This is a genomic window from Desulforegulaceae bacterium (assembly GCA_034006035.1).
Taxonomy (GTDB): Bacteria; Desulfobacterota; Desulfobacteria; order Desulfobacterales; family JACKCP01; genus JACKCP01.
The window spans coordinates 127,398-153,174 of sequence record JAVETN010000004.1 but is presented as its reverse complement, the minus strand read 5'-3'; the positions used below and the strand labels follow the sequence as shown (position 1 = coordinate 153,174).

The 25,777-nt window shown below is 33.0% G+C and carries 23 protein-coding genes; 9 read left to right on the top strand and 14 right to left on the bottom strand.

Translation table 11 applies throughout. The features are described 5' to 3' along the window. Positions 1–75: 75 nt before the first annotated feature. The 3 genes from RBR53_05035 (at position 76) to RBR53_05025 (ending at position 1,788) form a co-directional block, all read left to right on the top strand. Entirely contained in the window at positions 76–636 is a 561-nt protein-coding gene (locus tag RBR53_05035) for a hypothetical protein (protein ID MDY0132016.1), read from the top strand. 70 nt (positions 637–706) lie between these two features. After that, positions 707–1,570, top strand: a complete 864-nt coding sequence (locus RBR53_05030; protein ID MDY0132015.1) for a lytic murein transglycosylase — start codon at positions 707–709, stop codon at positions 1,568–1,570. Next, the gene (locus RBR53_05025; GenBank protein ID MDY0132014.1) at positions 1,570–1,788 is read left to right on the top strand and encodes a PLDc N-terminal domain-containing protein; all 219 of its coding nucleotides are present in this window, start codon (positions 1,570–1,572) and stop codon (positions 1,786–1,788) included. Before RBR53_05030 ends, RBR53_05025 begins: the two co-directional genes overlap by 1 nt. 49 nt (positions 1,789–1,837) lie before the next feature. Here RBR53_05025 and sfsA read toward each other — a convergent pair whose 3' ends face one another. After that, positions 1,838–2,554, bottom strand: coding sequence for a DNA/RNA nuclease SfsA (gene sfsA / locus RBR53_05020; GenBank protein MDY0132013.1), 717 nt, complete (start codon positions 2,552–2,554; stop codon positions 1,838–1,840). Between the two features lie 75 nt (positions 2,555–2,629). On the opposite strand from sfsA, the gene RBR53_05015 reads away from it, so the two are divergent. Then, positions 2,630–3,403 (top strand): TIGR02757 family protein, encoded by a 774-nt coding sequence (locus RBR53_05015; protein ID MDY0132012.1) that lies wholly within the window; start codon positions 2,630–2,632, stop codon positions 3,401–3,403. Between the two features lie 74 nt (positions 3,404–3,477). Here the strand turns inward: RBR53_05015 and RBR53_05010 are convergent, their stop codons facing one another. Both RBR53_05010 and RBR53_05005 read right to left on the bottom strand, forming a co-directional pair. After that, complete coding sequence (locus RBR53_05010; protein MDY0132011.1) at positions 3,478–3,648, bottom strand: hypothetical protein; 171 nt, start codon at positions 3,646–3,648, stop codon at positions 3,478–3,480. A gap of 166 nt (positions 3,649–3,814) precedes the next feature. Continuing rightward, complete coding sequence (locus RBR53_05005; protein ID MDY0132010.1) at positions 3,815–4,669, bottom strand: EFR1 family ferrodoxin; 855 nt, start codon at positions 4,667–4,669, stop codon at positions 3,815–3,817. Positions 4,670–4,798: 129 nt separating this feature from the next. Between RBR53_05005 and RBR53_05000 the strand changes: the two genes are divergently transcribed. The 3 genes from RBR53_05000 to RBR53_04990 are packed head-to-tail and all read left to right on the top strand — an operon-like array spanning position 4,799 to position 11,298. Continuing rightward, on the top strand, positions 4,799–5,413 hold the full coding sequence (locus RBR53_05000) for a hypothetical protein (protein ID MDY0132009.1): 615 nt from the start codon (positions 4,799–4,801) through the stop codon (positions 5,411–5,413). A gap of 3 nt (positions 5,414–5,416) precedes the next feature. Further along, a complete protein-coding gene (locus RBR53_04995; GenBank protein MDY0132008.1) occupies positions 5,417–7,273 on the top strand; it encodes an amino acid permease in 1,857 nt (618 codons plus the stop codon). After that, positions 7,270–11,298, top strand: coding sequence for a hypothetical protein (locus RBR53_04990; GenBank protein ID MDY0132007.1), 4,029 nt, complete (start codon positions 7,270–7,272; stop codon positions 11,296–11,298). Before RBR53_04995 ends, RBR53_04990 begins: the two co-directional genes overlap by 4 nt. A gap of 130 nt (positions 11,299–11,428) precedes the next feature. Here the strand turns inward: RBR53_04990 and RBR53_04985 are convergent, their stop codons facing one another. From RBR53_04985 to RBR53_04955, 7 genes are all read right to left on the bottom strand, one after another. Beyond that, positions 11,429–12,856: a hypothetical protein gene (locus tag RBR53_04985; protein MDY0132006.1), complete on the bottom strand. Its 1,428-nt coding sequence runs from the start codon at positions 12,854–12,856 to the stop codon at positions 11,429–11,431. 200 nt (positions 12,857–13,056) lie between these two features. Beyond that, a complete protein-coding gene (locus RBR53_04980) occupies positions 13,057–14,094 on the bottom strand; it encodes an LPP20 family lipoprotein (protein ID MDY0132005.1) in 1,038 nt (345 codons plus the stop codon). A gap of 12 nt (positions 14,095–14,106) precedes the next feature. Beyond that, on the bottom strand, positions 14,107–14,724 hold the full coding sequence (locus RBR53_04975; GenBank protein ID MDY0132004.1) for a penicillin-binding protein activator LpoB: 618 nt from the start codon (positions 14,722–14,724) through the stop codon (positions 14,107–14,109). Positions 14,725–14,737: 13 nt separating this feature from the next. Next, the gene (locus tag RBR53_04970; GenBank protein MDY0132003.1) at positions 14,738–16,420 is read right to left on the bottom strand and encodes a hypothetical protein; all 1,683 of its coding nucleotides are present in this window, start codon (positions 16,418–16,420) and stop codon (positions 14,738–14,740) included. A gap of 18 nt (positions 16,421–16,438) precedes the next feature. After that, on the bottom strand, positions 16,439–17,653 hold the full coding sequence (locus RBR53_04965; protein ID MDY0132002.1) for a murein transglycosylase domain-containing protein: 1,215 nt from the start codon (positions 17,651–17,653) through the stop codon (positions 16,439–16,441). A gap of 72 nt (positions 17,654–17,725) precedes the next feature. Beyond that, complete coding sequence (locus tag RBR53_04960; GenBank protein MDY0132001.1) at positions 17,726–18,298, bottom strand: hypothetical protein; 573 nt, start codon at positions 18,296–18,298, stop codon at positions 17,726–17,728. Between the two features lie 165 nt (positions 18,299–18,463). Further along, the gene (locus tag RBR53_04955; protein MDY0132000.1) at positions 18,464–19,558 is read right to left on the bottom strand and encodes a hypothetical protein; all 1,095 of its coding nucleotides are present in this window, start codon (positions 19,556–19,558) and stop codon (positions 18,464–18,466) included. 237 nt (positions 19,559–19,795) lie between these two features. On the opposite strand from RBR53_04955, the gene RBR53_04950 reads away from it, so the two are divergent. Further along, positions 19,796–20,560, top strand: coding sequence for an HD domain-containing protein (locus tag RBR53_04950; protein ID MDY0131999.1), 765 nt, complete (start codon positions 19,796–19,798; stop codon positions 20,558–20,560). A gap of 21 nt (positions 20,561–20,581) precedes the next feature. Here the strand turns inward: RBR53_04950 and RBR53_04945 are convergent, their stop codons facing one another. The 3 genes from RBR53_04945 to RBR53_04935 are packed head-to-tail and all read right to left on the bottom strand — an operon-like array spanning position 20,582 to position 23,072. Continuing rightward, entirely contained in the window at positions 20,582–21,601 is a 1,020-nt protein-coding gene (locus RBR53_04945) for an MlaD family protein (protein MDY0131998.1), read from the bottom strand. Then, positions 21,585–22,277 (bottom strand): hypothetical protein, encoded by a 693-nt coding sequence (locus RBR53_04940; GenBank protein ID MDY0131997.1) that lies wholly within the window; start codon positions 22,275–22,277, stop codon positions 21,585–21,587. The genes RBR53_04945 and RBR53_04940 overlap by 17 nt, the downstream gene beginning before the upstream one ends. A 3-nt stretch (positions 22,278–22,280) precedes the next feature. Next, complete coding sequence (locus RBR53_04935; GenBank protein MDY0131996.1) at positions 22,281–23,072, bottom strand: ABC transporter permease; 792 nt, start codon at positions 23,070–23,072, stop codon at positions 22,281–22,283. Position 23,073: 1 nt separating this feature from the next. Here RBR53_04935 and RBR53_04930 point away from each other — a divergent pair, with 1 nt between their 5' ends. Beyond that, on the top strand, positions 23,074–24,621 hold the full coding sequence (locus tag RBR53_04930) for a SpoIID/LytB domain-containing protein (protein MDY0131995.1): 1,548 nt from the start codon (positions 23,074–23,076) through the stop codon (positions 24,619–24,621). Here the strand turns inward: RBR53_04930 and metK are convergent. Next, entirely contained in the window at positions 24,604–25,770 is a 1,167-nt protein-coding gene (gene metK / locus RBR53_04925; protein ID MDY0131994.1) for a methionine adenosyltransferase, read from the bottom strand. The two genes, RBR53_04930 and metK, sit on opposite strands and share 18 nt — an antisense overlap. Positions 25,771–25,777: the final 7 nt, after the last annotated feature.

Sequence of the window (25,777 nt, the reverse complement as noted above, 5' to 3'; positions counted from 1 at the left end):
TTATATTTTATTTAAATAAAAAAAATGATAATAAATTTTCAAAAACATATACAAACCTTATTTAAGACTAAACCATTGATAAAAACTAATTATCATATAGATACAAAATTTTGCAACCATGCAAAAGGAAGCATTGAGTCTTTTGGATTAAGACCAAGAGATGAAAAACTTTTAAAAACCCTTTTTCTTGATCTCTTAGCACTTTTTGAAAAAGACTTTAAAAACTCAACAACAATACAAAAAGTTTTTGTTTATCTTTATACAATAAAAAAACCAGGACAAAAATATAAAGACAAATTAATTGTCAAATGCGACCTTGAAACTGATTTTCATCCCGACTATTTTAATCACACTGAAAATATCTGTTCAATTTTTGACTTTGACATGATTGGATCTTTTGTTCATTTTGATCTTATATACAAGTTCTATGAAAATCCATCCATAACCAATAAAACCAAAGAAAAAACAAATAAAATCCTTGGTAAAATGAATCAAAAAAAAATATCAATGGAAATAAACACTTCAGGCTTTGCAAATCCTTTGAAAAGACAGTATCCTTCAAAAAAATTATTAAAGTTATGTCTTAAGACAAGGAATCAGTGTAACTATTGGTTCAAACGCTCATTCATCAAATGAGGCAGGAATAAACTTCAATAAAGTGTATGAAACTTTAAAAAAACAGCTGAATATGAAAAGAGAAATAGATATGAAATTTACTTATAAATTTTTTTTAATTTTTTTAGCAGCCTTTTATCTTCTGCCCCCAGGTCTGATGGCAGATCACTCTTATTTTGACTATATAAAGCAAAAACTTATAAACGATGGGTTTGACAAGGAATATATAGAAAAAATTTATTCTCCAGAATCAATTAAATTTGAATTTGGATCAACCACACTTTTTTTTACAGTAAGCGAATATAAACTTGATTATGATAGATTTCTTGGGCCTGATTTTGTAAAAAAAGGAAAAGAATATATCAACAAATATGAAGAAACATTTTCCATGGTAAAAGAAAAGTACAAGGTTCCCCCTGAAATAATAACTGCCATTTTAACTGTGGAAACAAAGCTTGGCGGTTTTATTGGAAACAGACCTGTTCTTTCATCCCTTTCTTCAATTGCCTCCCTTGAAAACTCAAAAATTCAAAAAATGGTACAAAAATCAATCCCTTCCCAAAAAAACAGATATTCTGGAGATGATTTTGTAAAAAGAGCAGAAAACAGGGCTGATTTTGGATATAAAGAATTGAAAAAGTTTATTGATTTTGCAAAAGAATTTGATCATGATACTTCAGAAATCATAGGTTCTTATGCAGGTGCAGTAGGAATCCCCCAATTCATGCCTTCAAATATTCCAGTTTATGCAAGGGACGGAGACATGGACGGAAAAATAGACCTTTTAAATCATAAAGATGCAATTGCAAGTGTTGGAAACTATCTTAAAATGCACGGCTGGCCTGAGAATCAAGATGAAAAAAAACTTATACCAGTAATTCTAAGATATAATAAAAGTATGCCATACGCTCAAACTGTTTTAAAACTTTCCCAGCTTATAGGAGAAAACAATTAATGGATTTAAAAACTCTGATTGTCTGGATTTTTATTGGATTTTTCTTTTTAATTTTAACAAATATCAGCTTTGCCCATTGTATAAAAAGAGAGTTTAAAACCAGGGGTCAAAAAATTTTTTGGGCAATTATTTCCCTTATTCCCTTTGTTGGATTTATATTTTATTTTTTAATTGGAGCTAGAAAAGGAAAACTTTCTCAGCCGGGAAATATTGATTAATATAGAAAACAGAAAGCTTCCCGGTTTTTCAAACTGGATTTATTTAAATTTACAAAACAAATTCAAGGCTTTGATTGATTTCAATTGATTTCTCACTGAGTACAGTGTCATAAACAATAACTTCAACTCCTTTTTCAAAAGCCTGTCTTAAAAGTTTTCCATATTCAGGATCTATGTAATCCGCAGGAGAAAAGTATTCTGCGTCCATTCTCTGGACAAGAAAAAAAATAACAGCAAAATGTCCATCTTCTTTTAAATCCATGAGTTCTTTTAAATGTTTTTGCCCCCTTGTTGTTACAGCATCAGGAAACATTGCTTTTTTATTTTCAACAAGTGTGCAGTTTTTTATTTCCACATAACATTTGTTTGATGAATTATCCTCAAGCATAAGATCAAGTCTTGTATGGGCACTTGTTTTTACTTCAGAAATTAGCTTTGAATATTGTTTGAATTCCTGTATTTTCCCTGATTCTATTGCAGATGCTGTTAATTTATTTGGAACTGAAGTATTAACTCCCACAAGGGAATCTGGCATTTTTATCAGTTCCCAGGTAAACTTCAGCTTTCTTTCAGGCCTGTTCTGAGGGGAAACAAAAACCTCTGCTCCCTTTTCAAGGCAGGCTTTCATGCTTCCTGAATTTGCACAATGGGCTGTAATAAGCTCTCCTGAATCAAGCTCAATATCAGCAAGAAATCTTTTATATCTTTTTACAAGCTTTCCTTTTAATAAATTACCAAACAATACTTTTCCGTTTTTTATTTCCATATTTTTCTTTCATCTATTTAAAAAATTATTAAAAACTCTTATACTTCTTTTTTTAACCTAAAAATGTCTGAACAAATGAAAAAATTTACAAAAAACCAACTAAACGCAATTTATAACAACTTTAATAAAAAAGAATTTATTTATCCTGACCCACTCTGGTTTTTATACAAGTACACCAAAAAAGAAGATATTGAAACAGCAGGACTGATTGCCTCAAGCCTTGCCTATGGAAATATTAAAATAATAATGAGATCTGTTAAAACAATCTTAAGTCTTCTTGGGGATGAGCCAACCAAAACCCTTGACTCAAAATCTGATTCCTGGATAAAAAAAAACACTTCAGGATTTGTTCACAGATTTGCAAAATCTGAAAATATTACAGGGCTTTTAATAAGTATAAGAGAAATAAGAAAAAAATATAAAAGTATTGAAAACTGTTTTTTATCAGGATTTGACAAAAACGATGAAACTATTTTAAATGCTGCCTGTAATTTTACAAAAATTATCCATGAAGCCGCATATCCCTATGAACCAAAACATCTAATGCCTCTTGCAGAAAAAAAAAGTGCCTGCAAAAGACTGAATCTTTATTTAAGATGGATGATAAGAAATGATGAGGTTGATCCTGGTTGGTGGAAAATCGACAAATCCACGCTTATAATTCCCCTTGATACTCATATGCATAAGATAGCAATTGAATATGGACTTACTGAAAAAAAATCAGGTTCAATGAATACTGCAATAGAAATTACCAAGGGTTTTAAAAAGTTTTGCCCTGAAGATCCTGTAAAGTATGATTTTGCACTTACCCGTCAGGGAATTAGAAAGACTTCAGGGCTTTTTGACTAAACAATTTAAACAAGATTCAATTCATTGAAATAGATGTTTTCCAATTCAAAACTAAACTGGCTCTTAGTCAAATTTTATTTAAAAAACATGCGATTGACGGCATTTCTACCAATAAATTTATTCGCCAGTTTCTTTCCGCCTCGTTTCCATTTCCCAGTAAAAAATTCAAGCAGCATTGTTAAAGTGCCTAGTCTTCTCTGAGAATTCCAAGCAATTCTACGTGCTTTTCTTACAAATTTCAGCATAATTTTTTCCTCTTTTTATATATTGATTCAAGGTGGATTTCCTGCTCTTAACTTCATTTTTTCAATAATTAAATCAGAAATTTCCAGTCAGCTTTCAATTCAAATTGAACATTGTTCCAGACATTATAAACAGCTTTAGAATATAAGAACAGCCTGAAAACTAAGCTCAGGAATTAATGAAATATCCAGCTTGGTCAGCTTCATCAAACATTTTTTTCCTTTGTTTGATTTTTTCGGCAACAGGTGCAAGATCGCATAAAACAGCTTCCTCAGGACATTTTCTATGGCAGTTAAAACAGCTTATACAATTATCATGGAAAACAGGGTAAGGCTCAAGAGTGATTGCTTCCACAGGACAAAGCTCAACACAAACTCCACACAGGGTGCAAAGAGATTCACTCACTATCTTTTGAGGCATATTTTCCCTTGCCTTGTAAACATTGCCTTTTTCCATTTCAGCTTTTTTATCTTCAGGCTGATACTGAATATCGTCTGGAGTCAAACATTTTGAGCTATAATCATCTGATTCTAATAAAAATAAAAGCTTATCAACAAATTCAGCTATAATTTCTTTATCCTTATTGTCGGGATGCCCAACTCCAAGTCCGTCTTCAGCAGGAGTCATCATTGTGTGAGGTCCTGGAACTTTGAGCGCTCCAGCAATTTTAAATCCATTTTCCTTCAAGCTTCTACCTACATCATAAAGGGCAATCCCGCTTGTAACACATCCCCAGGTTACAAAAGGAACAGCAGGTATATTTTTATCTGTTTTTGCTTCTTTGATAAGCTTTGTTATTGTGGGAAGGACTTTACTTACATAAACTGGTGAACCCGGAAAAAAAACAACCCCCTCTTCCTTCAAAGCCTTTTTTACACTGGTGAAGCTATTTTTCCTTCCTACTTCAAAAACTGAAACATCAATATTTTTTAAGCTTAAATTTTCTTTTAAAGTTAAAGCAACCTCGTTGGTTGAACCTCCTGGAGAAATGTAGGCAATTACTGCTTTTTTAAACCTGAACATGATTTCACCTCTATTATTTTTTTATTATTTATTGTAATTATAACTATAAAATTTCGCCCTTTTTCAAAAAAAAAGAAAGGATTTTCTTTTAAACTTAATTTTACCTGAAACTGAAAGCAGGTCAAAACCATGAGTTATCTGACAAGACTTTTTTGTCCAGGCAAAAAAAGAATTTCAGCCCAAGCCTTAAAAAAAGGGATTGCAAATGAACCTTTAGGTAAACTCTTGAATTTTGAAGATGAAAAAACCAACACCAACAATCAAATAATTATAAGAAAAAAAAATTTAGAACTACTTATAATAATTGAACTTTTACCCCAGGAAAACCAAGAGGACAAATTAAAGCTTAAAAATATCATTGAGTATTCCAAAACTAAACTTCCTGGAAAAAACATGAAATGGGTAAAAAAATATATTTCAAAATCAAAATATATTTATGAATTTATTCCGCTTTTTGATTTTAGAACAGAAAAAGACTTTGAAATTTTAACTCTTATTCAAAGAGAAGCCTGGGTTTATTCAAGAGGAATATTTCAGTTTTTTGGAGAAGGATTTACCAATGAATCAGGAGATCTTGTTTTATGGGACTACCCATTTTCAATTACAGGTAAAAGATTTGCAGCAATAAAAGATTTTACAAAAAGATGGAAAACCTTTGAAATGACTCTTGAAAGCTTAAGCCAGAGAAAATATTTTTTTAAGGGTAAAGTGCCAAAACACTCTAAACTTATATTTAGGGGATAATTTATGAGCGATCTTAAAAAAGAACTGGGCCTTTGGGATGTATGGGTAATATCAACCGGAGCTATTATAAGCTCAGGAATTTTTATTCTGCCTGGATTTGCCTTTGCTCAAAGCGGGCCTGCTTCTGTTTTTGCCTATATTCTTGCGGCTTTCCTTGCTTTTGCAGGACTTTTGTCACAGGCTGAACTTACAACTGCAATGCCAAAAGCAGGAGGAGCGTATTTTTATATAAAAAGAACCATGGGTCCCGCAGTGGGAACAGTTTACGGACTTATAATTTTCTTTGCCCTTGCATTGAAAAGTGCTTTTCAACTCATAGGAATGGCTGCATTTACAAATCTTTTTGCTTCCTTTGACATAAGAATAATAGCCTTTGGCCTGATTATAATCTTTGCTGCCATAAATATAATGGGTGCTAAAAATGCCGGTACAATCCAGGCGATTTTAATAGTTATAGTTTTATTAGGCCTTGGTATTTTTGCCTATATTTGTTTTCCAAAAATTAAATTTGCAAAATTTGACCCTTTTTTTATTTCAAGTCAAGCTGAATTCATTAAAACCACTGCATTTGTATTCATTTCATTTGGAGGGCTTTTAAAAGTTGCAAGTATTGGAGAAGAAGTAAAAGATCCATCAAAAAACCTTCCCCTTGGAATGATCATGGGATTGTTTTGTGTTGTTTTCGTATATGTAATAACTTTAATAATCATATTTGGCCTTGTTGAAAAAGATCTCCTTGTTTCAAGCCTGACTCCAATAGCTGATGCTGCCAATGCCACAGGAATAAAATATTTTGGAAATTTCATGGCAATAATTGCAATTTTAGGGTTTTCTGCAACGGCAAATACTGGAATAATGGGAGCTTCAAGATTTCCTTTTGCATTAAGCCGGGACAAACTTCTTCCCCCTTTGTTCGGATATATCAACCTCAAATTTGGAACTCCTGTAGCAGGAATAATTCTTACAGCCACCCTTATGTCAGGAGCCATTCTTCTTGATATAACCCTTCTTGTAAAAGCTGCCTCTTGTATTTTAATTTTAACCTATATAGTTACCTGTTTAGCTGTAATTATTTTAAGAGAATCAAAAATTCAAAATTACAAACCTGATTTTAAATCTCCCCTTTACCCCTGGCTTCAAATAATTGGAATAGGAGGACTTTCAATTCTTCTTTTCAGTCTTGGAATTGTTGCCTTTTCCATCACACTTGGGCTGATGCTCCTTGGATTTTTAATTTATTTTTTCTATGGAAGAAAAAATATGGACATAGATCAAGATCACGCACTTTTACATCTTATTGCAAGGATCACTGCCAAGGAGCTTTATTCAAGAAACCTTGAAACAGAATTAAAAGAAATTATCCATCAAAGAGATTCTATTGTAAAAGATAAATTCTACGAACTTGCAGAAGAAGCTGAAATTCTTGATATTCACACTGAAATTGAATATAAAACTTTTTTTAAAATGACTGCAAACAAAATGGGCCGGCCTCTTGGTATGACCCCCCAAGAAATTTACAATCTCCTTCTTGAACGTGAAGCTTCAAGTTCTACAATAATCACTCCTGATGTTGCAATCCCCCATATTATAATTAAAGGAGAAAACAAATTCAGAGTCCTTTTTGCAAGATCCAAAGATGGAATAAAATTCCCTTTTGATGATTCAAGCGTAAAAGCAGTTTTTGTTCTTTTTGGGACCAAAGATCAAAGAAACCTCCACTTAAAGGCTTTGGCTGCAATCGCTCAGATTATAAGAAACAAAAACTTTGTAAATGACTGGCTTATGGCAAAAAACAAGGAATCACTTCGTGACATTGTTCTGCTTGGAAAAAGATTCCACTGCAAAAAGGAGGAAAAATGAAATATCTTCTTAGCTTTATTATCCTGACAATTGTTTTTATCTCAACTACTTCGCAAATCAGTCCTGCTGCCAATCCTGAGGAACTTTATAAATGGAAAGAGTTTCTTGTTTATGGCGAAGATAAATTTCATTGCGTGCCTGAGTTTAATGATGACAATAAATTTCACTGTAAATGGCCTGGAATTTTAAAACTTGAAATTTATGAAAATAAAATCCTTTTTTCACAAAAAATAAATCTTTTTACAGATTCATATATAAAACTTCCTGGAAATCTTGAAATTTTCCCTGTGAATGTGCAAAAAAACAATAAACCAATTCCTGTTTCAGTTAAAAACAAATTCCCTGTATGCTTTCCTGGAAAAGGAGAGTTTGAAATCTCAGGTGAACTGCCCTTTGATGAAATTCCTGATTTTATAAATTTACCTGAATTTTCAGGAGGGTATAAACTTGATTTAAAAACAGATAAAATAAGTTCACCCTATACTGATTTAAAAAACATACTCTGGCTTAAAAAAACTCTTAGTGAAAAAGATAATGAAAAAGAACATTTAAGAGTGAATGTTTTTAGAAAAATAAAAGATTCCTTTCCATGCGAAATTGAATCAGTCTACAAAATAAATGTTTCAGGCAGCAGCAGGCAGGAAAAAATATCCACAGGAAATATCCCTGGCCAAATTACCTTTGTAAAAAGTCCTCTTCCCTTAAAAATTGGAAAAAACGGTTGTTTTTATGTTCAGGTAAAACCCGGAGAATATGAAATTTCAATAAAAAACATTCTTCCCCAACTGCCTTTAGAACTAGGCCCTTTTAATTCAGGATACAACCAGGAAATAATTGCACTTGAAAAAGAACCCGGAGTAAGAATCTCAAATATAAAAAACCTTAAAACCATAGATCCTAAAAACACTGATATTCCTGATTTATGGAAAAATCTTCTCACTTTCATTCTTTCACCTGAAAAAAAAATACTTTTTGAAGAAACAATAAGGGGTGTATTGCCAAGCCAGCCAGATCTCAAACTTGAAAGGGAAATCTGGATTGACTTTAATGGAAAGGGGTCAACAATAAAAGATCAAATAAAAGGAAAGCTTCACCAAAGAACCTTTATTGGAATCCTGGATAAATCAGAAATCATTCCCGGAAAAATTTCTATAAACAACCAAGACAAAATAATTACAAAAAAAGGAAACTTATCTGGAATTTGTGTAAATGAAGGCAGTTTTTCAATGGAATCAGTTTCAAGAAAAAACAACTCAAAAAATATTTTTCCGCCAGGATGGGAATTGGATTTTTCTAATATTTCAGGCTATATAAATATTCCTCCTGGATATGAGATTTTATCAGTTTCAGGTGCAAAACTTTCAGGAAATCACAGTTTTATTTCAAAGTGGACTCTTCTTGATATTTTTGTTTTGTGCATTCTTTTTATTTCGGCCTATAAAATCTGGAATATCAAGTGGGGAATTCTTTTCTTTATTTGTGCAGGAGCTGTTTACCATAAGTTTTATGTGCCTCCCTATATTTGGATCCTGCTTGTTATTTTTTCAGGAATTTTAAACTCCAATTCACTTAAAACATTTTTCTTTCAAAAACAATTTTTTAAAGTTTCATTTAATTTAATTTATTTTTCATGCCTTTTAACTGTTTTTTCTGCAGCAATTGTATTTTCTGCTCAAAACATAAAATATTTTGTATATCCTTCCCTTGATACCCATTTGCCATCATATAAAACCTACCCGCCTGAGATTATCCAGCAAAAACAGCTGACTCCAACTGATAATTTTATGCGTAAAAGCTCTGCAAATTTAAAACAAAGACTAGACACAAGGACAATGGCAATTGATAGAGAAATTGAAAAACCAGTTTATCAATTAATAAATGACCAGGAATTTACCCAGACAGGAGTTGGGCTTCCTTTGTGGAAAAATAAAAAAATAAGATTTGAAAATGCATGGGATAATCAAATGAAAATTTATTTAATTCCTCCAATTGGAGTAAGAGCCATTTATTTATCCAATATTTTTTTCCTTTTTATTCTTCTTTTCAAGCTTATTCCTTTTAAAAATATTTTCAGCAAACTCAAGCCTTTATCCAAAACAAACACAGCCTTAGTTTTTGTTCTTGGGTTGTCACTAAGCCTGGTTTTACCTGAAAAAGGATTTTCATCTCAATATCCTCCTGAGTATCTTTTAAAAGAATATAAACAAAGACTGTTAAATACAAAAAACTTTGAACATCAGCTTGCAATAATAAAAAACTGCTCTTTGAATGCTTCAAAATCAGGAGATAAAATTCGTCTTGAAATGATTTTTAATATTGATTCAACTAAAGACTGTGCTGTTTATCTTCCTCAAACCAAAGATTTAGAATATGAAAATCTTTATCTAAACTCCAAAGAACAGCATTATATTTTAAACAATAAGGGCAAAACTCTTTCTTTTATTCCAAAAGGAATCCATGAACTAAAAGTTTTTTCTGTTTCAAAAAAAGATGAAATTGAGCTTAAATTTGACATGGTTCCCTTAAAGCTTTCTTTTAATTCAGAAGGAGTAAGCTCAAAAGGAATTGAAAATAGGGGTTTTTCTCCTTTAATAAAAATATTTATTCCAAAAAATGAAAATGAAAAAAACACTTTAAAAGGGATAGAAGGAGCTTTACCCTTTCCTGTGGTTGAAAGAAGCCTCTTCCTTGGCAGAGAATGGAAGATTAAAACAAAAATTAAAAGATTTTACCCCCAAAACAATGACAAAAAAGCTGAAGTTTCAATTAATTTAATTGAAAACGAAAAAATACTCAAAAAAACCGGGGAGATAAAAAACAATAAACTGGAAATCACTCTTTTGCCCAAAGTAAACTCCTGGGAATTTGAATCTGAAATTCCAGTTGGACAAAATATTGAAATAATTTCAGAAAAAGAAATGACTCATCTTGAAGAATGGAGGATTGATTCTGATTCTTTAAGAGATTTTGAAGTAAAAGGGCTTCTTCCTGTAAAATATAATTACAATAATAATACTGTTTTTGTCCTTCAACCCGGAACAAAAGGATTTATTCTTCCTGAAAAACTTAAGCCTATTAAAGGCAGATTTTTTACAATAGATAAAACAGAGCTTATTTATGATTTAAGACAAACAAAAAACACCTTAAAAATCAATTCATCCATTCGAGCTGGAAAAGGATTTAATCATAAAATAACCTATGACAATTCAAAAATTTATCCTGAAGAACTGATAATCAACAATATTAAAAATCAAATTCCTGAACTTAATGGAGAGCTTATCCTTCCCCTTTCTCCAGGAACAAATGAGGTAAATATTATTTTTAAAGAAAAGAATAAAAACCAAAGTTTTTTTCTTCCCCAAAAAACAAATTTTCCTGAAATTAATTTAAATTCAGAATCAACAAATATAAATCAGGAAATAAAATATCCTTCAAAATCATGGATAATAGGAACTTACGGCCCTAAAAAAGGCCCTGCTGTTTTGTTCTGGGGATATTTTGCAGGAGTAATTCTTGTTGCAATATTTTTAACAAAACTTGGTAAATCTTTTTTAAAACCCCATCAGTTTATTCTTCTTGCAGCAGGACTTTCTATTTCAGCCCTCCTTGAAATAATAATTGTATTTGGATTTTTCCTTGCCATTGAGTATAGAAAAAATCTTATTCCGGCAGAAACAAAGTTTTTCAATCTTATTCAAACAGGGCTTGTTTTTCTTTTAGTTATCTCTGCAATAATAATTTATAATGCGGTTTCATCTGGTCTTCTTGGAATACCTGAGATGCAGGTAACAGGAAACGGCTCATACTCAGGAAATCTAAAATGGTTTTCAGACAAGGCTGACAATTTTATTCCCTCTGTTTTTATAATTCTTGCTCCCATAAACTTGTGGAGACTTGTTCTGTTTTTATGGTCAATCTGGATTTCAGCTTTTCTTATAAACAAAACACCTTATATTATTGATTCTCTTAAACATGAAGGTTTTTGGAAAAAAACAAAATTTATTCGAAAAAAAAATAAAGAATAAAAAAAAGGTTACCGCTAATCCCGGTAACCTTTTAGTTTTTAAAAGCTAATCATTTAAAAATTTTATTTCTAAATTTAACATTTTAAGGATTAAATCTTAAGTAAACAAAATTTACTTTTTAACTTCTTTGTCAGTTAAGAATAGTAACACTGGGCCTTTTATTTTCATAGCCAGGCATTATCATTCCCACATCTGCATTGATATATGTGGGATCTGAAACATAGTATTTTTTTCCCTTTACAGAAATATAATCTCCTTTCACATCACCTGGAATATTAATTGCTGTGGCAATATGCCCGGGATAATCCAGGATTAAAACACCAAAACCTGTGATTTCTTTTACAAGAGCTGCAAAAAGTGCAGATCTGTCCTCGCAGTCTGAATAAGGATAATAAATCACTTCTTCAGGGAAAAAATACTTTTCATAACCAAACTGCTCATCATCAGTTTTATAAGGAAAGCTTTTTTGAACAAATCTTAAAATAAAATTCACTTTTTCATAATCTGAAAAATCTTTAATTTCTTCCTTAATTGAAACTGCAAGATATTTTGAAATAAGAGGATCAATTTCCCCCAGAAAATAAGATTCTACTGAAAGCTGAGGAAGGGACTGCATATATTCAATAAGATGGGGGTTAAAATACCCTTCAAAAAAATACTCTTTGCCTTTATATTCAAATCCATATTCCTTAAATCCAATCCTTTCTGTGAGAAAAATAGGCCTATTAGATAATGCCACCCTGAATTTTTTATCTGCTCCTTCATATTTGGCATCATAGGATCTTAAAGTTTTCAGATTGCCGTTATGAAGATAGTATCTTTTTGAGTTAAGGGTAAAAAAAGGCATGGAAAAAAGGTCTTCTTCTGAAGCAAAAAGAAGTTTTACTTCATCTTCATAAAACCCTATCCTTGAATCAAATCCGGATTTAAGAAGAATTGCCCATAAAAAAAGAGTTGAAGAGTTTTTATCATCCAAAATCTTGTCTGAAAATGTCTGAGCAAGAATTAAATATCCCCAGTCATTTAATCTTTTTTTAGATTTGTAAAATTTAAGCTGGTTAATAATTGGTGAGGAATCAATGGCTGCAAAATCTGCAAAAAATTCTGCAATTGAGTCTTTATCTGTGTTTTTAAGCTTGAGATTGTAGAAATCATCAATCTTTGGAAACTCAAGAATTTCTCCGTAAAACTCCAACCCAAAAAGATTTTTTGCCTTAACTTCCAATACTGGTTTTTCTTCTTCAACCAGAACCGGTTCTTGTTTTTTTTCCACTATTTCTTCAGTTTTAAGAGGTTTTGAAATCTTTTCCAAATCAGGTTCTGCAATAGGAGGCAGTTTTGGCTTAGGTTTTGTATCCTCTATCTTTCCCTCTTCTATTTCAAAGTTTTTCCATTCTCCTTTTAAAAAGGAGTAAAATTCCTTGTCCCTTTCCTCCAAAAACTTTTTATATTCTTTTTTTTGCTGGGTAACCCAAGACTTAAAATCCACTTCAGCATAAGTCTGGGTAACAAAAAAACAAATTGTCAAAAAAGCTAAAAGCCAGTTTAACCGTTTCATTATAGTGCCTCCCATATTTACAATTTAGAAAAAGCCGGGCTTTTCTTTATCCAGATTAAAAATTTAACCCTTAAAACAAGCCTGATTTAAGGGTTAAAGCTTATATCTGCACATTTGCTACTTTAAACTGACAGCAAAAGGAGCTTTAAGGCCCCGGTTGCCATCGCAATCTAAATTTAATTGATCTAACCTTAGATTTATTAAATAGAATCAAAAATCCCCTTTGCCACTGAATTGCCTAAAGAATCAGCAAGCTTTTCAACAGTTCTTTTAACAGAAAGATTCTTGTCTCCTGATCCGTCTTTAACTTTTGTGGAAAACTCACTTATTATATCATTGTTTTTATCCATCAAAGAAGCCTGGCCAGTTGCAAAAGTAAAATAAATACCGTCTCTAAAAACCGTATTCAAATCTGCTGAAAACTTAAGATAAAGATCCCCTTCACCGCTCATTCGAACTCTTACGCTTTGATCTCCTAAAGCCTTTCTGATTCCTGAAGAAAGATTTTTTCCTGAAGAACCAGGTTTAAGAACAATCACAAGACTGTCTAAAAGCTCTGCAATTTCTGATTTTAATTTGATATGACTTTCTTTTTCAAGTTCTTCATCAACCATTGTGCCTACAAGCCTTAAATCTGAAACAATTTTATTTCTTTTTTCTATGAGCTCAATTGCAGGCATAAGTTTTTTTATATCCTTTATCTTATCACCTGAAAGGGGCTGACTTGCAATCAGGTCAATCTTTTTTTCAGTTGATTCAAGCTTGTCTGAAAGATCCATTTCAGCCTCTAACCTGTTAAGCTCAGCCAGGGCAAAAGTCTGATTATCTTTTTTTGATACTGCTGTTTTAATAATCTTGATACCTGGAAGTTCTGTTTCTTCAATTGATGATTTGGCATAATTAAAAACAGACCTGGTTATTTTACTTTTCCCCTGATCTATTTCTCTTTTAACAGAAGCTTCGGTTGTCCCGGAAACCTTTACCCTAAGCTGCTTTACAAGCTCAACTCTAGAATTTTCCCTGGCTCTTTGCATTGCTTCAGCCGGGGTAGAATAAATAGAGGCCATTCCCACTCCATAAACATATCCTCCAACTTCAGGCGGTGAATATACCCATGAAGGAGTGGAGTTTTCTTCCTTGGCAAATTTGGAGTTTTTTCCCCCTGTAGCAGAAGAAGACATACATCCTGTGATAAAAAGCCCAAGAATAAAGATAGTTAATATTTTAAATCTCAACATTTTTTCTCCTGATTAAAAAAGTGAAAACGAACTTCTTTTCATTACTTTTTTTATCTTTTTCTGACCATTCCAAACTTCTCTATTGGTTGTCATATCAACCAGCTTTAAATCAATCTGATAAAAAGTAACTCTTTCCGAGCCCACCTGATCCACCATTGAGTTAATTGAACCTGTTAAAACAAAGTCTGCCCCGATTTCCTGGCCCATTTCAGCCCTGGTTTCATCACTGGCATAAATATCTTGATCTTTTCTTTCATCCCGAATATCAATTCTTTCTTCCCCGCCAACAACAAAATCAACTTTACCAGCTCTTATTCCAGCTCTTTTTATATCATTTACAAAAGTGTCTATTGCAATATGCTCATGGGATCTATTTCTTACAGACTGGATAAGAACTGTGGGTATTTTTCCGGTTTTTTTCTGCTGAAATCTGGTGATCCAGGGAAAAGTCAGCATATCCCCTATCATTTCTTCTGCAACAAGCCTTGAGTCTGTGTCATTCCAGCGATCTGAAATATCTGTAACTTCGTCAGTTGAAACCCTTGAAACCTTTGAGCCGCCCATACACCCTGAAATGAAAAGTGCAAGAAAAACAAGTAGAAATATTTTTTTCATCTTAAAAACAGTCATTCATCCTCCTTAATTAATAATTACCCAGAGTTCGTTTAAACAAAACTTTAACTTCCCCGGGATTTATATTTATATTTTCTTTTAAAGTGGAAATAACCTGCCCTGAAACATCATAGGTGGTAATTTCAACACTGTGCTCTCCTGGTGGAACATCTATTCTATTAACTCTTATTTCAGATGGAAGCATTAACCAGTTTCTTGTTTCAGCAGCACTTGTGATTGCAGAAAAAAGTTTCCCGCCAAGAACAGCAAAGTCTCCAAACTCGCTTCCTGACTGGTATGCAACCAGATTCTTCAAGGTTTCCCTGGCAAGAGCTTCATTAAGGTCTTTTCCTGAATTAAGAAGCTGATTTTGAAGTGAAATCTGTCCTAGATCTTCTCCCTTTACAAGAAACTTAAACTCTCCATTCACAACCATTTTACTCATTCCAAACTTTGTTTTAAGAGGAGAATAATAAGGAACCGTAACTCTTACTCCTCCGCTGCTCAACGCCCCTATAAGGCCTATGTTTTCTGCCACAGACCAGAGGGGAGCAATCCCTATGGTTTTCCTTTGAAGTCCTTTTACTGTGCTAGAAAGGCCTCCTGAAGAATAGTTGTTCACCATGCTGAGGATACCTTTGTCTGCATACAAAAGAAAAAACCAGGCCCTTTGATCGTTTTTATCCGAAGGTGAACCCATTAAAACCGGATACATATAAATTGATTTTGAGTCTAAATCTACATTAAGATGAAGATTAAGCTCTTTTCTTTCAGGAGAAAGCCCCAAATGCTCAATTACAACTATCTCCCCATTTGACAGACAATATTCTTCCAGTGCTTTTATTTTTTCAGGACAAAGCTTTTTTGATGCAAAACTTTTCCATTCACTCTTGCTATAGCTTCTTGACTTAATCATCATTCTTACAGTATCAAACCAGGCTCTTTCAATGATTTGAGGGTCAAGAGAATATTGTTTAACATACCCTTCTTCATAAAGTTGAGCAGCATTGTTATAGCTTATTCTTGCATCATCATACATTCCGCTGATCTCATAAATAATACCTGAAACATATCTTGCAAAAGCATCTTCTCTGAACTTAAGCCAGTCTTTGTCCAGCCAATTCCCCTGGAGCTTGCTGAAAATATCCAAAAGCCTTACAAAAGTTTTTTTCTTTTTATCTTCAACTTCCTTATAATTGCCTTTGTCAAATTCATAAGACTTAAGCTTGTAATCCAATCGTCTCAGCTCAATTCTTGCATTTTCAAAACTGGTGTTTGGCTCAAGAAGACCTGAAAGCCCCAAATCCATATGGTTTAATGCTTTAAAATAATTAATATAAATATGTTCATGGTCATTGCCCTGATAAGGGCTCTGTCTTGGATTTAAAAGCATTGAACTTAAGACATCTTTGCTTCTTTTTGTATAAAGATCTTCAGCAATTCTTTCTGCTGTTTCAAAATATTCATTACTGACTGAGTATTGTCTGCCAAGCCTTGTTATTGAACCAAGCTCCACATGGTACAAAAATCTGTCGTCTCCATCAGGCTTTAAAGCTTTTTTAAGCTCTTCTTCAGCAAGGCAGAAATTCTCCTGCTTAACCAAATCCAAGGTTTTTTTAACGCCCTGACCATAAGTAGCACAGCCTGAACCAGCAACAACAATACAAAAAAACAATATAAGCAATTGAAATTTAAAGCTTTTTTCAGCTTGCATTTCCTCTCCCTAAAATCATTAATTGGAACTGTATTTAGGCATTCTTTCCCTTACTTTTACCACATAATTTCTTGTTTCCTCGTATGGAAGATTCTTTTTAAGGTAATTAAAAACTTCTTCAGAATTCATTGTATTTATTTTCCCAAAACCTTTATTTCTCCATTCACTTCTGTTTTTGAATTTATTTCTGGAATACTTACCTGCAAAAGTATTTAAGAGATTACCAACTCCTGTGTTGTATGAAGCTATTGCACACCAAAGTCTGGATTCCTGATCTTTTATTTGAGCCAGATACCTGTAATACAAAATATAAAGATAAGCTGTTCCAAGCTCAACATTATTTGGAGGCTGGTATAAAAACCGATCAGTTGGAGCCTGATCTTTTCCATGAACAAATTTATAGGCATCCCTTCCTCCGCTTACAGGAACAAGCTGCATCAGCCCAAAGGCAGGAACTGGAGATTTAGCTGTGGGATTAAAAGCACTTTCTGTTTCCATTAAAGCAAAAACAAGTTTGGATTCAATGGAGCGTCTTTTTGATTCCTTAAATACAAGAGCCTTGTACTTATCAACTCTTTTCTTAAGGTGATCTGGAACAAGAGGAAAATCCACACTTACCACAAGTCTTGATTTTCCATCATCTCCTTTGAGATTTTTCACTTTGACTTTTTTATCTTTTACAAGTTCTTTTGCAAATTCCCCTGCATTTTTTTCTGTAACAATTTCCCCTTTTTTATTCTTTATCTGATCCTTTAAAACAGCATCTTTTTTAGGATCTTCTTCAACAGCTCCGGGATTTTTGGCTATTTCAATTATTGACCTTTCATCAGGCTTTGAAGTTACAGCTTTTTCAATAGCTTTTGTCACCTTTTCAAGAAGCTTTTTTTTATCTTTTGCATCATCTGGTTCAGCTGCAATTTCAACTATGGCCTTCCCTGATTCAAAATCAACAATATTTCGTTCTTTCATATTATCTCTGTATTGTACCCATATTTTTTTATCAGGCATTACAGCATTTTTTTGACCCCAGACTTGAGATGCTTTTTTCTTGTAATCTAAAAAGGATTCTTTCAGCTCTTTTTTATAACTTTCAAAATCTTCAGTAATTGTATCTTTATAGCCTTTGTATTCTGATTTCTGAATTTTTTTGAAGTCGTCAAAGCTTGTCTGGGCAGGAATTAAAACCGGAGTTAAAAATATAAAAAAAAGGCTGATTATCAATGTTTTTCTCATTGGAGTGCCCTCTGGATTTTGTATTAATATAAAATCCCGGCAAAATTCTGCCGGGAAATAATATAAAGAATCTTACAATTTATCTATTTCTGCATCAAGTTCCTGGCCTGCTTTATAAGCCTTGAATTCCTGATAAAGAACGCTTTCATCCTGAGGATCAAGATTTACAGCACTTTCTTTTACTATTTCTTTAAAAAGTCTTTCTGTAAGAGTTGGATCAAGAGCAACCATTACACACCATTGTTTTTTACCATCAATTTCAATAAGGTCCATTTTAATTGCTCTTGCACCTTTAAGCTGCTGCTGAGCAATCTGCTTTGAAACACTTTCAAAAACTCCGCCAGCTGATACACCATCTTTTGTTCTGACTTTGCTCTGGTAAGTTTTATCCATTGCCTTAACTTTAATGTCTATCTGCTTAGCAATATCAGCTCGCCCAAGTGCAGTGGCTTCAGCTTTGTCAAGACTTATGTCGCCTGTATAGACAACACATTCAGTGGAAGCTATTCCGCCTTCAATTGTTGGATTAATAACCCAATCCGGAAGGTTTATACCAGCTTTTTCAACTTTTTTTCCACCGCAGCTTGAAAGAAAAAATGCTCCTGCAAACAAAACAAGGGAACAAACAATCAGCTTTTTAATCATGAGAAATCCTCCTTAAATTAATTAATTTATTAATGAATAAAACTTGCCTTTTTTGACCATTCCAGATTAAGTTCCAAAACTTAAATTTTTAAATGAACTGGGCAAAAAGAGCTTTTGTTTTCGATCCTTTACCGCTTTATTTAAGCTCAAAGCACAAAACTAAAATTATAAGCTGTTTGGCATAAGCCACACCATAACCCTGTCATTTCGATCAAGATAAAACCCTCTCAAAGAAGGAAAAACCCTTGTATCAACATCGCTTTTTATCAATTGATCAAAAAAAGATGAGTTTGAAGTCTTGGCTAATGTTTCTACTACCTCAATCCCAAGTTCCTTGTTTTTTGCCATACTCATAACTGCTTTATCAACTGCATTGTAAATCTGATATGAAAGAAGATTTGATGCTGTTCTCCCGCTTTGACCTATGGAACCGCCTTTCAAATCTCCATATATCCAGGAATTATCTTCCTCAAAAGCTGGAAGATCCGGAGATACCAGCCGAAGGTAGATTGTTTCCCCTAAATACCTGATTTCTTTTACATAAAGTCTTATTCTATCTTTATTATCAATCATCTTAACACTTAAGGCATTCTTCCTAAGCCTTAAAACCCCTGTTCCGCTCCTGATCCTTCTTATTTCCTCGGTTCCTGAAACATCGACACCATAAGAATATTTAAGCAAAAGAAGACCATTTTCTATGGCAAGTTCATACTGACGCTGGGGAGAGGTTGCACGATAGCTTACTCCAAGAACTCCTCCCAACTCCCCTGAGCCCGGCGAACAAATCCAGCCGGGTTTACAATCATAGGGGGAAAAGTTATGGCTTAAAGAATCTTTTTGAAAGCTCCCGGAAGTTCCTGAAACAGCCCTTGTTATTATATAATCTCTTGATTTTAAAGTGTTTGGAATGGAAAAACTTCGACCGCCTAAAATTGCAGTGTTTTTTTCTCCACTTAAAATATCTTTATAGTTTTGATTATCATTGTCCACTTTTACACCATAATAATCAAGGATCCCGTCTAAGGCATATTTTCTTGAATAATACTCAGGATCGCCTCCAACAGAAACAGTTCTTGCCATTCCAATAGATCCTACTAGTTTTCCAGGCGAAGGGTTTAAAAACCAAGATGGAAGAAGGGCACTATCCCTTAACTCTTCAAAGGTATAATCAAACCTTAGGATGTCTTCCGACCTTTTATCAGAAAAAACACATGATGTGAAAACAACCAGTATAAAGACAAAAAGAAATTTTTTAAGCATATTAAGCCCATTAGATATTTTTGGATAAGTAAAAATTTATCTTACTTCTTTAAAAAAAGCAATATTATCTGTCAATTTGTTCTGATAATCACATTCATAACACTTCCAGTCCTTCCCAAAAGTCAGTCACCTTGAAAATCAATGAATTCAAGCTTAAGTATATTTGGATTTACTTGAAATATGTACTATAGATAAGCTTGAAATAAAAAAAGATCAACAAAGAACAAGAGTAAATTTATGGACTATATAAAATTTTTTACAAACTATTCACTTGAATTTAAAACCAGATTTCCTCAATTTTATGAAGCTTTCCACCTTAAGGAAATTCATTGTAAAAATGTTGCTGTTGAAGCAGTAAAAATTGGGGAAAAACTTTGTCTGACAAGCGAAGAGCTTAAGTTTTGTGAATTAATAGGACTTTTTCATGATATGGGAAGATTCCCCCAATTTGCAGAATTTAAAACATTTAATGATCTTATCTCCTGTGATCATGGAAAAAAATCTGTACTGGAAGCAATAAGAACAAATCTTGTTTTTAAAATTGAGAAGGAAAAAAGAGACGTGTTTTTAAGCTCTCTTTTTTTCCATAACAAAAAAAAGATGCCTGAATTTAAACAATCAAAAAAACATATAAAATCTTTTTTCCTAAAAATTTTAAGGGATGCTGATAAACTTGATATATACAGGGTTGTTTGCCAAAATTACCTTGGAACCAATAAAAACTCAAAAATAATTTCAATGAATTTTGAAGATTCAGGTGAGATTTCTCCAAAAATTATTTCAGATATTTTAAATCACAAACCTGCTTCAATAACAGCAGTAAAATCTCTGACCGATCTTAAACTTTCCCAAATGAGCTGGGTTTTTGACTTGAATTTCAAATTTTCCATTGAGCAGGTAAAAAAAAAGCAGATCCCAGAAATAATTTTTTCAACAATTACCCCTTCAAAAAAATCGGAAATCTGCTTTAAGAAAATTATGGAGTTTTTAAAACCTTTTTAAATTATCAATTCATCCTGATAATCAAGGCCTTAAATCTAACTTATATTGTTCAGGTTCTTGTCTTTCAGGCAGTTTATTTCTAATTATGAAGGTTTTTTGGAGGGCTTCTATTGTATTGTCTATTTTTCTTACTCCCTCTCTTACTTCCTGAAGACCATTTAGAGCTGTTGCAGTAATAGCAGGAACAGTTTCACTTCCTTTTTCTATATTTGAAATTATTGTACTAATTTCATTGAGCTTAACCCTGAGTTCATTAACCATAAGATTGATATTTTCAGAACTCAATTCAATATTTTTTCCTATTTTACCCACCCTTTCAAGATTTTCATTTACAAGATCCATTGTATAGGGAGTTTTAGAAACAGCAATTTTTACATCTCCAAGTATTTTTTCAATCTGCACAAGCCTAGCTTCCAATTGATCTGTTATTTTAGAAGTTCTTAGAATTTCACCTAGGTTTCCTTTGCCGCTTTCTATATCATGAACAATTGTTTCAATATCAGACAAAATAGAAAAAACAGGCCCTTGATCTGAATTTAATTTCTTGGCCATCTCAGACAGATCATAAACTGTCTCAACAAATTTTTTGGCAGTTTTCTCAACTTGAAACTCGTCCATAAGATCTGAAAATGAAGTTTTTTCTATTGAAGGTATCTGCCCTCCTTCTGGAATAAGCTCGGAGCTTTTATCCTGACTTGTCAAGGCTATATATTCAGAACCTATAAAAGTAGGACTGGTAACTGTAACATAAGAAGACTCTCTTACCCGGTTTGAATATTCATCAACAATAAGAATTTGAACCCTTACATCATCATCAACAAGTTTTACATCTTTAACTTTTCCTATTTCTGCATTGAAAAGCTTTACAGGAGCCCCTTCCTTAAGGTTGTAAGTTTCTTCAAAAATAGCATGGTATTCAATATAGTTTTTAAAAAGCCCTTTTCCCCTTCCTATTAGAACTAGAGAAAGTAAAAGCAAAGTGCTTATCATCAGAATAAAAAAACCTACAATCTTATCTTTGTCTTTAAACATCAGATCCATTACTCACCTTAATTTTTTCAATTTTTTCTTTTTCAATTATTATTTTATGGGTAACCTTTAAAGAAGGAACAAATCCGGAATTTGAAAAATAAACAATAGGTACTTTTGTCTGTGAAACTTTTTCAAGCTTTTCAAGTAAAAATCTGTCAAGCCTTCCCCTTGTGAAAAGATAGGGCCTTTCCATAAAAACAATTTTGGGATTTTTTAAAAACTCCCTTACAAGAAATGCTCCGCATTTTATTTCCTCTGTAGTCTTCTCAGGTCTTTTATAAAGAAAACCCGAAATTCCTGCCTTTTCACAATCAGCGATAAAGTTTTTATCAGGGTTTATTTTTCTTAAATCTTCTTCCCATAATCTAAACAATAAAATATTTTCTAAAAGGCTACGATTGCTTAAAAGAGCACATAAAGGCCCTAAATAAGCAAGATTTCTTTTTAGTTTCAAAATTTTTTCTTGATCCATTGGATCGTAGGAATTTCCATTGAAAAAAATTTTCCCCTCCAAGGGAGCAAGGGTTGAAATCCCTCTTATAAAAAGAGAAGATATTTCATCGCCTAAAGACTTTATTTCAACAAGTTCACTTTCTTCAAAACTCATTGTAAATCTTGGAAGAGTCAGGTTTTTATTTGAAATAATACAGTCTTTATATTCTATTATTGTTTTTTTCTGTTCCATTTTTTAACCTCTTAGCATAAATATAACAGAAATAAGAACATTGAAAATCAAACAATAAAAAAAACATTCAACAGCTGCCTTTGCTGTCCGTACAGGGACTTCTGTTATTGAGTTCTTTGCTTCAAACCCCCTGTAAAGACAAATAATGCTTATTATAACTCCAAAACCCATGGCTTTAAATAAAACAGCAAATACATCTGAAAATGAAATTGATTTTCCAATGGTTAAAAGAAATCTATGAAGTGAAATATCTGAAAGTATCCAGGCAGAAGCAAAACCCCCAAGAACTGATACAAGGCTGAAAACTATAAAAAGGCATAAAATTGCGGTTGTAATTCCAATAAGCCTTGGAAGGCAGATAAGTGCTAAAGGATCAACCCCGGCCATCTGGATAGCATCCATTTCGCCTTGAACATTCATATATCCAATTTCGGTTGTAACAGCTGTGGCAGATCTTAAAATAACCACCACAGCAGCAATCATAGGTCCTAACTCCCTTAAAAGAATAACAGCGGCAAGCTTACCCAAATCATATTGATCTGCAATTTTTGAAAACTGAAGAAAAAAAGCAGTCCCAATTACAAGGGCTATGGGAATAATGATTCTTAAGGCCTGGACAGCGGTAAAATAAATCTGCTCAATTATTCCAAGCCGTACAAGCTTCTTTCCTGAATAATTTCCTTTTACAAATATTTTTAAAATACAGTATAGTAATCCGGATAAAGAAAAAATATAGTCCAGGTAATTTAAAAAACTTCGTCCTATTTTACTTGAAAGGGAAAATAAATATTTCATTATGTCGACTAAAATAATTTTGAGTTTAAAAGTAGTTTTTATTTTCTTGTATTTTATACTTATTTCAACTGGGATTTTTTCTCAACCATTATATATTCAATCCATGGAAGACGCCAGAAAATATATCCTTGAAAATGAGGTGGTAAAAGCAAGGGAAAAATACCTTTCGATAACTGCAAACAACCACTTTCACAAGGAAAAACAGGCCAATGCTCTTTTTTTATACTCAATGATCCTATGGAAAAAAGACGCAGATATTCACAAATCAAAAGCTGCCTTGGAAAATATTTTAAAATCTTTCCCTGAAACCGAAGCTGCAGGAGATGCCATGTTTTCCCTTGCAGCAATTGAAGCAGAAACCCAAAATTTTAAAAAAAGCTTTGATTATCTTGAAAACTTTGTTTCCAAATTCCCCGGCCATATAAGAGTAAAAAAAGCAATGGAGCTTCTTGAAGTTTCAAAAAACTCATTTAAAACAGATAAAATTCCTGTAAGAGTCCTTTTAGGCAACCTGAAACAATGCTCTTTTTCATCTGAAACCTTTTTTTATATAGATTTAGTTCCCCTGAATTCAAAAAAAATATCTGCCTCCCTTTCCCCTGAAAATACAATTAAAATAAACGGGATCGACACTTTAAAAAACAATACAATTATTTCTTCAGAGGACATTCCTATAAATTTTAAAAGCAAAAGATACAAAGGTAAATTAATTCTTAATCAAAAAAATGGAAAAATTGAAATAATAAATATTTTGGAACTTGGGTCCTATTTAAAATCTGTTGTACCCTCAGAAATGCCCGGCTCCTGGCATGATGAAGCCCTCAAAGCTCAGGCTGTAGCCTCAAGAACCTATGCTCTTTTCATGATTAAACAAAACCAAAAAAACAGCTATCATCTTGAATCAGGAATTTTATCACAAGTTTACAAAGGGATTGAAAACATATGTGAAAAATCCTCCCAAGCTGTAGAACTAACAGATTCAGAGTTTATTTTGCTTAATGAAAAACCAGTTCTAGCTGCTTTTCATTCAAACAGCGGAGGTTTTACAGAAGATCCTGTATATTTTTGGAAAAAGAACTTTTCATATTTAAAACAAAAAACTGATAATTTCAGTCCTGCCAATGAATGGAAGGCTTTTTTTTCTTATGATCAGCTTTCCAATTTATTGTTCAGCAGTCCCACCAAGATTAACAAAGTTTATATCTCCCAAACAACTCCCTCTGGAAGAGTTTCTGAAATCACTTTAAAAACAAATAAAGGTAAAGTTTCTTTTAATGGAGAGAAATTCAGGGAAAAGACAGGATATTATACAGTAAAAAGCACTCTTTTTCAAATCACCAGCCTTAGCAACGGAATAGAATTAAGAGGAAAAGGTTTTGGACATGGAATAGGAATGAGCCAATGGGGAGCAAAAAAAATGGCTGAAAAAGGATATACATACAAAGAAATTGTCAGATATTATTATTCTGACAAAATAAAAATTGAAAAAAAACTTCCCCGGTCATTTTATAATGACCAGGGAGATTTGTTTTTAACCAAGCTTTTCTAAAAGAATTTTGGCTTTATCTGTTTTTTCCCAAATAAAGTCTTCATCTTCCCTTCCAAAATGACCGTATGCTGCTGTTTTTTTATAAATCGGTCTTAAAAGGTCAAGTTCTTTAATAATTCCAGATGGAGTAAGGCTGAAAATTTCTCTTATTGCAGAAGATAATTCAGAATTTGAAACCTTTCCTGTACCAAAGGTATCAACAAGAACAGAAAGCGGGTCAGAATAGCCTATTGCATAAGCAAGCTGAACCTCGCACTTTGTTGCCAGGCCTGAAGCAACAATGTTTTTTGCAATATATCTTCCCATGTACGATGCACTTCTATCCACCTTGGAAGGATCTTTTCCTGAAAAACATCCTCCTCCGTGACTTCCCTGACCTCCATAGGTATCAACGATTATTTTTCTTCCTGTAAGTCCGCAGTCTCCCATGGGGCCTCCCACAACAAATTTGCCTGTGGGATTTATATAATATCTGGTATTTGAATCAAGCATTTCAGCTGGAATAATTTTTTTGATAACTTCTTCCATCACTGCTTCTTTTACCTGATCATAGGTTGAATCTTCTGTGTGCTGAGTTGAAACAACAACTGCATCTATTCTTTTTGGAACACAATTTTCATATTCAATTGTAACCTGTGCCTTGCCATCGGGTCTGAATATATCCACTATCTTGTTTTTTCTAACGTCTGCAAGTCTTTTTGTAAGCTTATGTGCCATCACTATAGGCATTGGCATAAGCTCAGGAGTTTCACTTGAGGCAAACCCAAACATCAACCCCTGATCTCCGGCACCCTGCTCTTTGAAAAGACCTTCACCTTCATTAACTCCGGCTGCAATATCAGGAGACTGATGATCAATGCTTGTAAGTACAGAGCATGTCTGCCAGTCAAAACCCATATCTGAAGAATTATAACCTATTTCCCTGATTGTATTTCTTACTATCTGAGGAATATCAACATAACATTCAGTTGAAATTTCACCCGCAATAAAAGCAAGACCCGTGGTTACAAGAGTTTCACAAGCTACCCTTGCTTTTTTATCCTGTTCAATAATGGCGTCTAAAATTGAATCTGAAATTGCATCAGCCACCTTGTCAGGATGACCTTCAGTAACAGATTCTGAAGTAAACAACACACTTTCTTTGGCCATGTTACCT

Excerpts from the sequence above, each read along its gene's own strand:
- RBR53_05030 (MDY0132015.1), top strand. The coding sequence starts at position 707 with ATGAAATTTACTTATAAATTTTTTTTAATTTTTTTAGCAGCCTTTTAT.
- RBR53_05025 (MDY0132014.1), top strand. The coding sequence starts at position 1,570 with ATGGATTTAAAAACTCTGATTGTCTGGATTTTTATTGGATTTTTCTTT.
- sfsA (MDY0132013.1), bottom strand. The coding sequence starts at position 2,554 with ATGGAAATAAAAAACGGAAAAGTATTGTTTGGTAATTTATTAAAAGGA.
- RBR53_05015 (MDY0132012.1), top strand. The coding sequence starts at position 2,630 with ATGAAAAAATTTACAAAAAACCAACTAAACGCAATTTATAACAACTTT.
- RBR53_05010 (MDY0132011.1), bottom strand. The coding sequence starts at position 3,648 with ATGCTGAAATTTGTAAGAAAAGCACGTAGAATTGCTTGGAATTCTCAG.
- RBR53_05005 (MDY0132010.1), bottom strand. The coding sequence starts at position 4,669 with ATGTTCAGGTTTAAAAAAGCAGTAATTGCCTACATTTCTCCAGGAGGT.
- RBR53_05000 (MDY0132009.1), top strand. The coding sequence starts at position 4,799 with ATGAGTTATCTGACAAGACTTTTTTGTCCAGGCAAAAAAAGAATTTCA.
- RBR53_04995 (MDY0132008.1), top strand. The coding sequence starts at position 5,417 with ATGAGCGATCTTAAAAAAGAACTGGGCCTTTGGGATGTATGGGTAATA.
- RBR53_04990 (MDY0132007.1), top strand. The coding sequence starts at position 7,270 with ATGAAATATCTTCTTAGCTTTATTATCCTGACAATTGTTTTTATCTCA.
- RBR53_04985 (MDY0132006.1), bottom strand. The coding sequence starts at position 12,856 with ATGAAACGGTTAAACTGGCTTTTAGCTTTTTTGACAATTTGTTTTTTT.
- RBR53_04980 (MDY0132005.1), bottom strand. The coding sequence starts at position 14,094 with ATGTTGAGATTTAAAATATTAACTATCTTTATTCTTGGGCTTTTTATC.
- RBR53_04975 (MDY0132004.1), bottom strand. The coding sequence starts at position 14,724 with ATGACTGTTTTTAAGATGAAAAAAATATTTCTACTTGTTTTTCTTGCA.
- RBR53_04970 (MDY0132003.1), bottom strand. The coding sequence starts at position 16,420 with ATGCAAGCTGAAAAAAGCTTTAAATTTCAATTGCTTATATTGTTTTTT.
- RBR53_04965 (MDY0132002.1), bottom strand. The coding sequence starts at position 17,653 with ATGAGAAAAACATTGATAATCAGCCTTTTTTTTATATTTTTAACTCCG.
- RBR53_04960 (MDY0132001.1), bottom strand. The coding sequence starts at position 18,298 with ATGATTAAAAAGCTGATTGTTTGTTCCCTTGTTTTGTTTGCAGGAGCA.
- RBR53_04955 (MDY0132000.1), bottom strand. The coding sequence starts at position 19,558 with ATGCTTAAAAAATTTCTTTTTGTCTTTATACTGGTTGTTTTCACATCA.
- RBR53_04950 (MDY0131999.1), top strand. The coding sequence starts at position 19,796 with ATGGACTATATAAAATTTTTTACAAACTATTCACTTGAATTTAAAACC.
- RBR53_04945 (MDY0131998.1), bottom strand. The coding sequence starts at position 21,601 with ATGGATCTGATGTTTAAAGACAAAGATAAGATTGTAGGTTTTTTTATT.
- RBR53_04940 (MDY0131997.1), bottom strand. The coding sequence starts at position 22,277 with ATGGAACAGAAAAAAACAATAATAGAATATAAAGACTGTATTATTTCA.
- RBR53_04935 (MDY0131996.1), bottom strand. The coding sequence starts at position 23,072 with ATGAAATATTTATTTTCCCTTTCAAGTAAAATAGGACGAAGTTTTTTA.
- RBR53_04930 (MDY0131995.1), top strand. The coding sequence starts at position 23,074 with ATGTCGACTAAAATAATTTTGAGTTTAAAAGTAGTTTTTATTTTCTTG.
- metK (MDY0131994.1), bottom strand. The coding sequence starts at position 25,770 with ATGGCCAAAGAAAGTGTGTTGTTTACTTCAGAATCTGTTACTGAAGGT.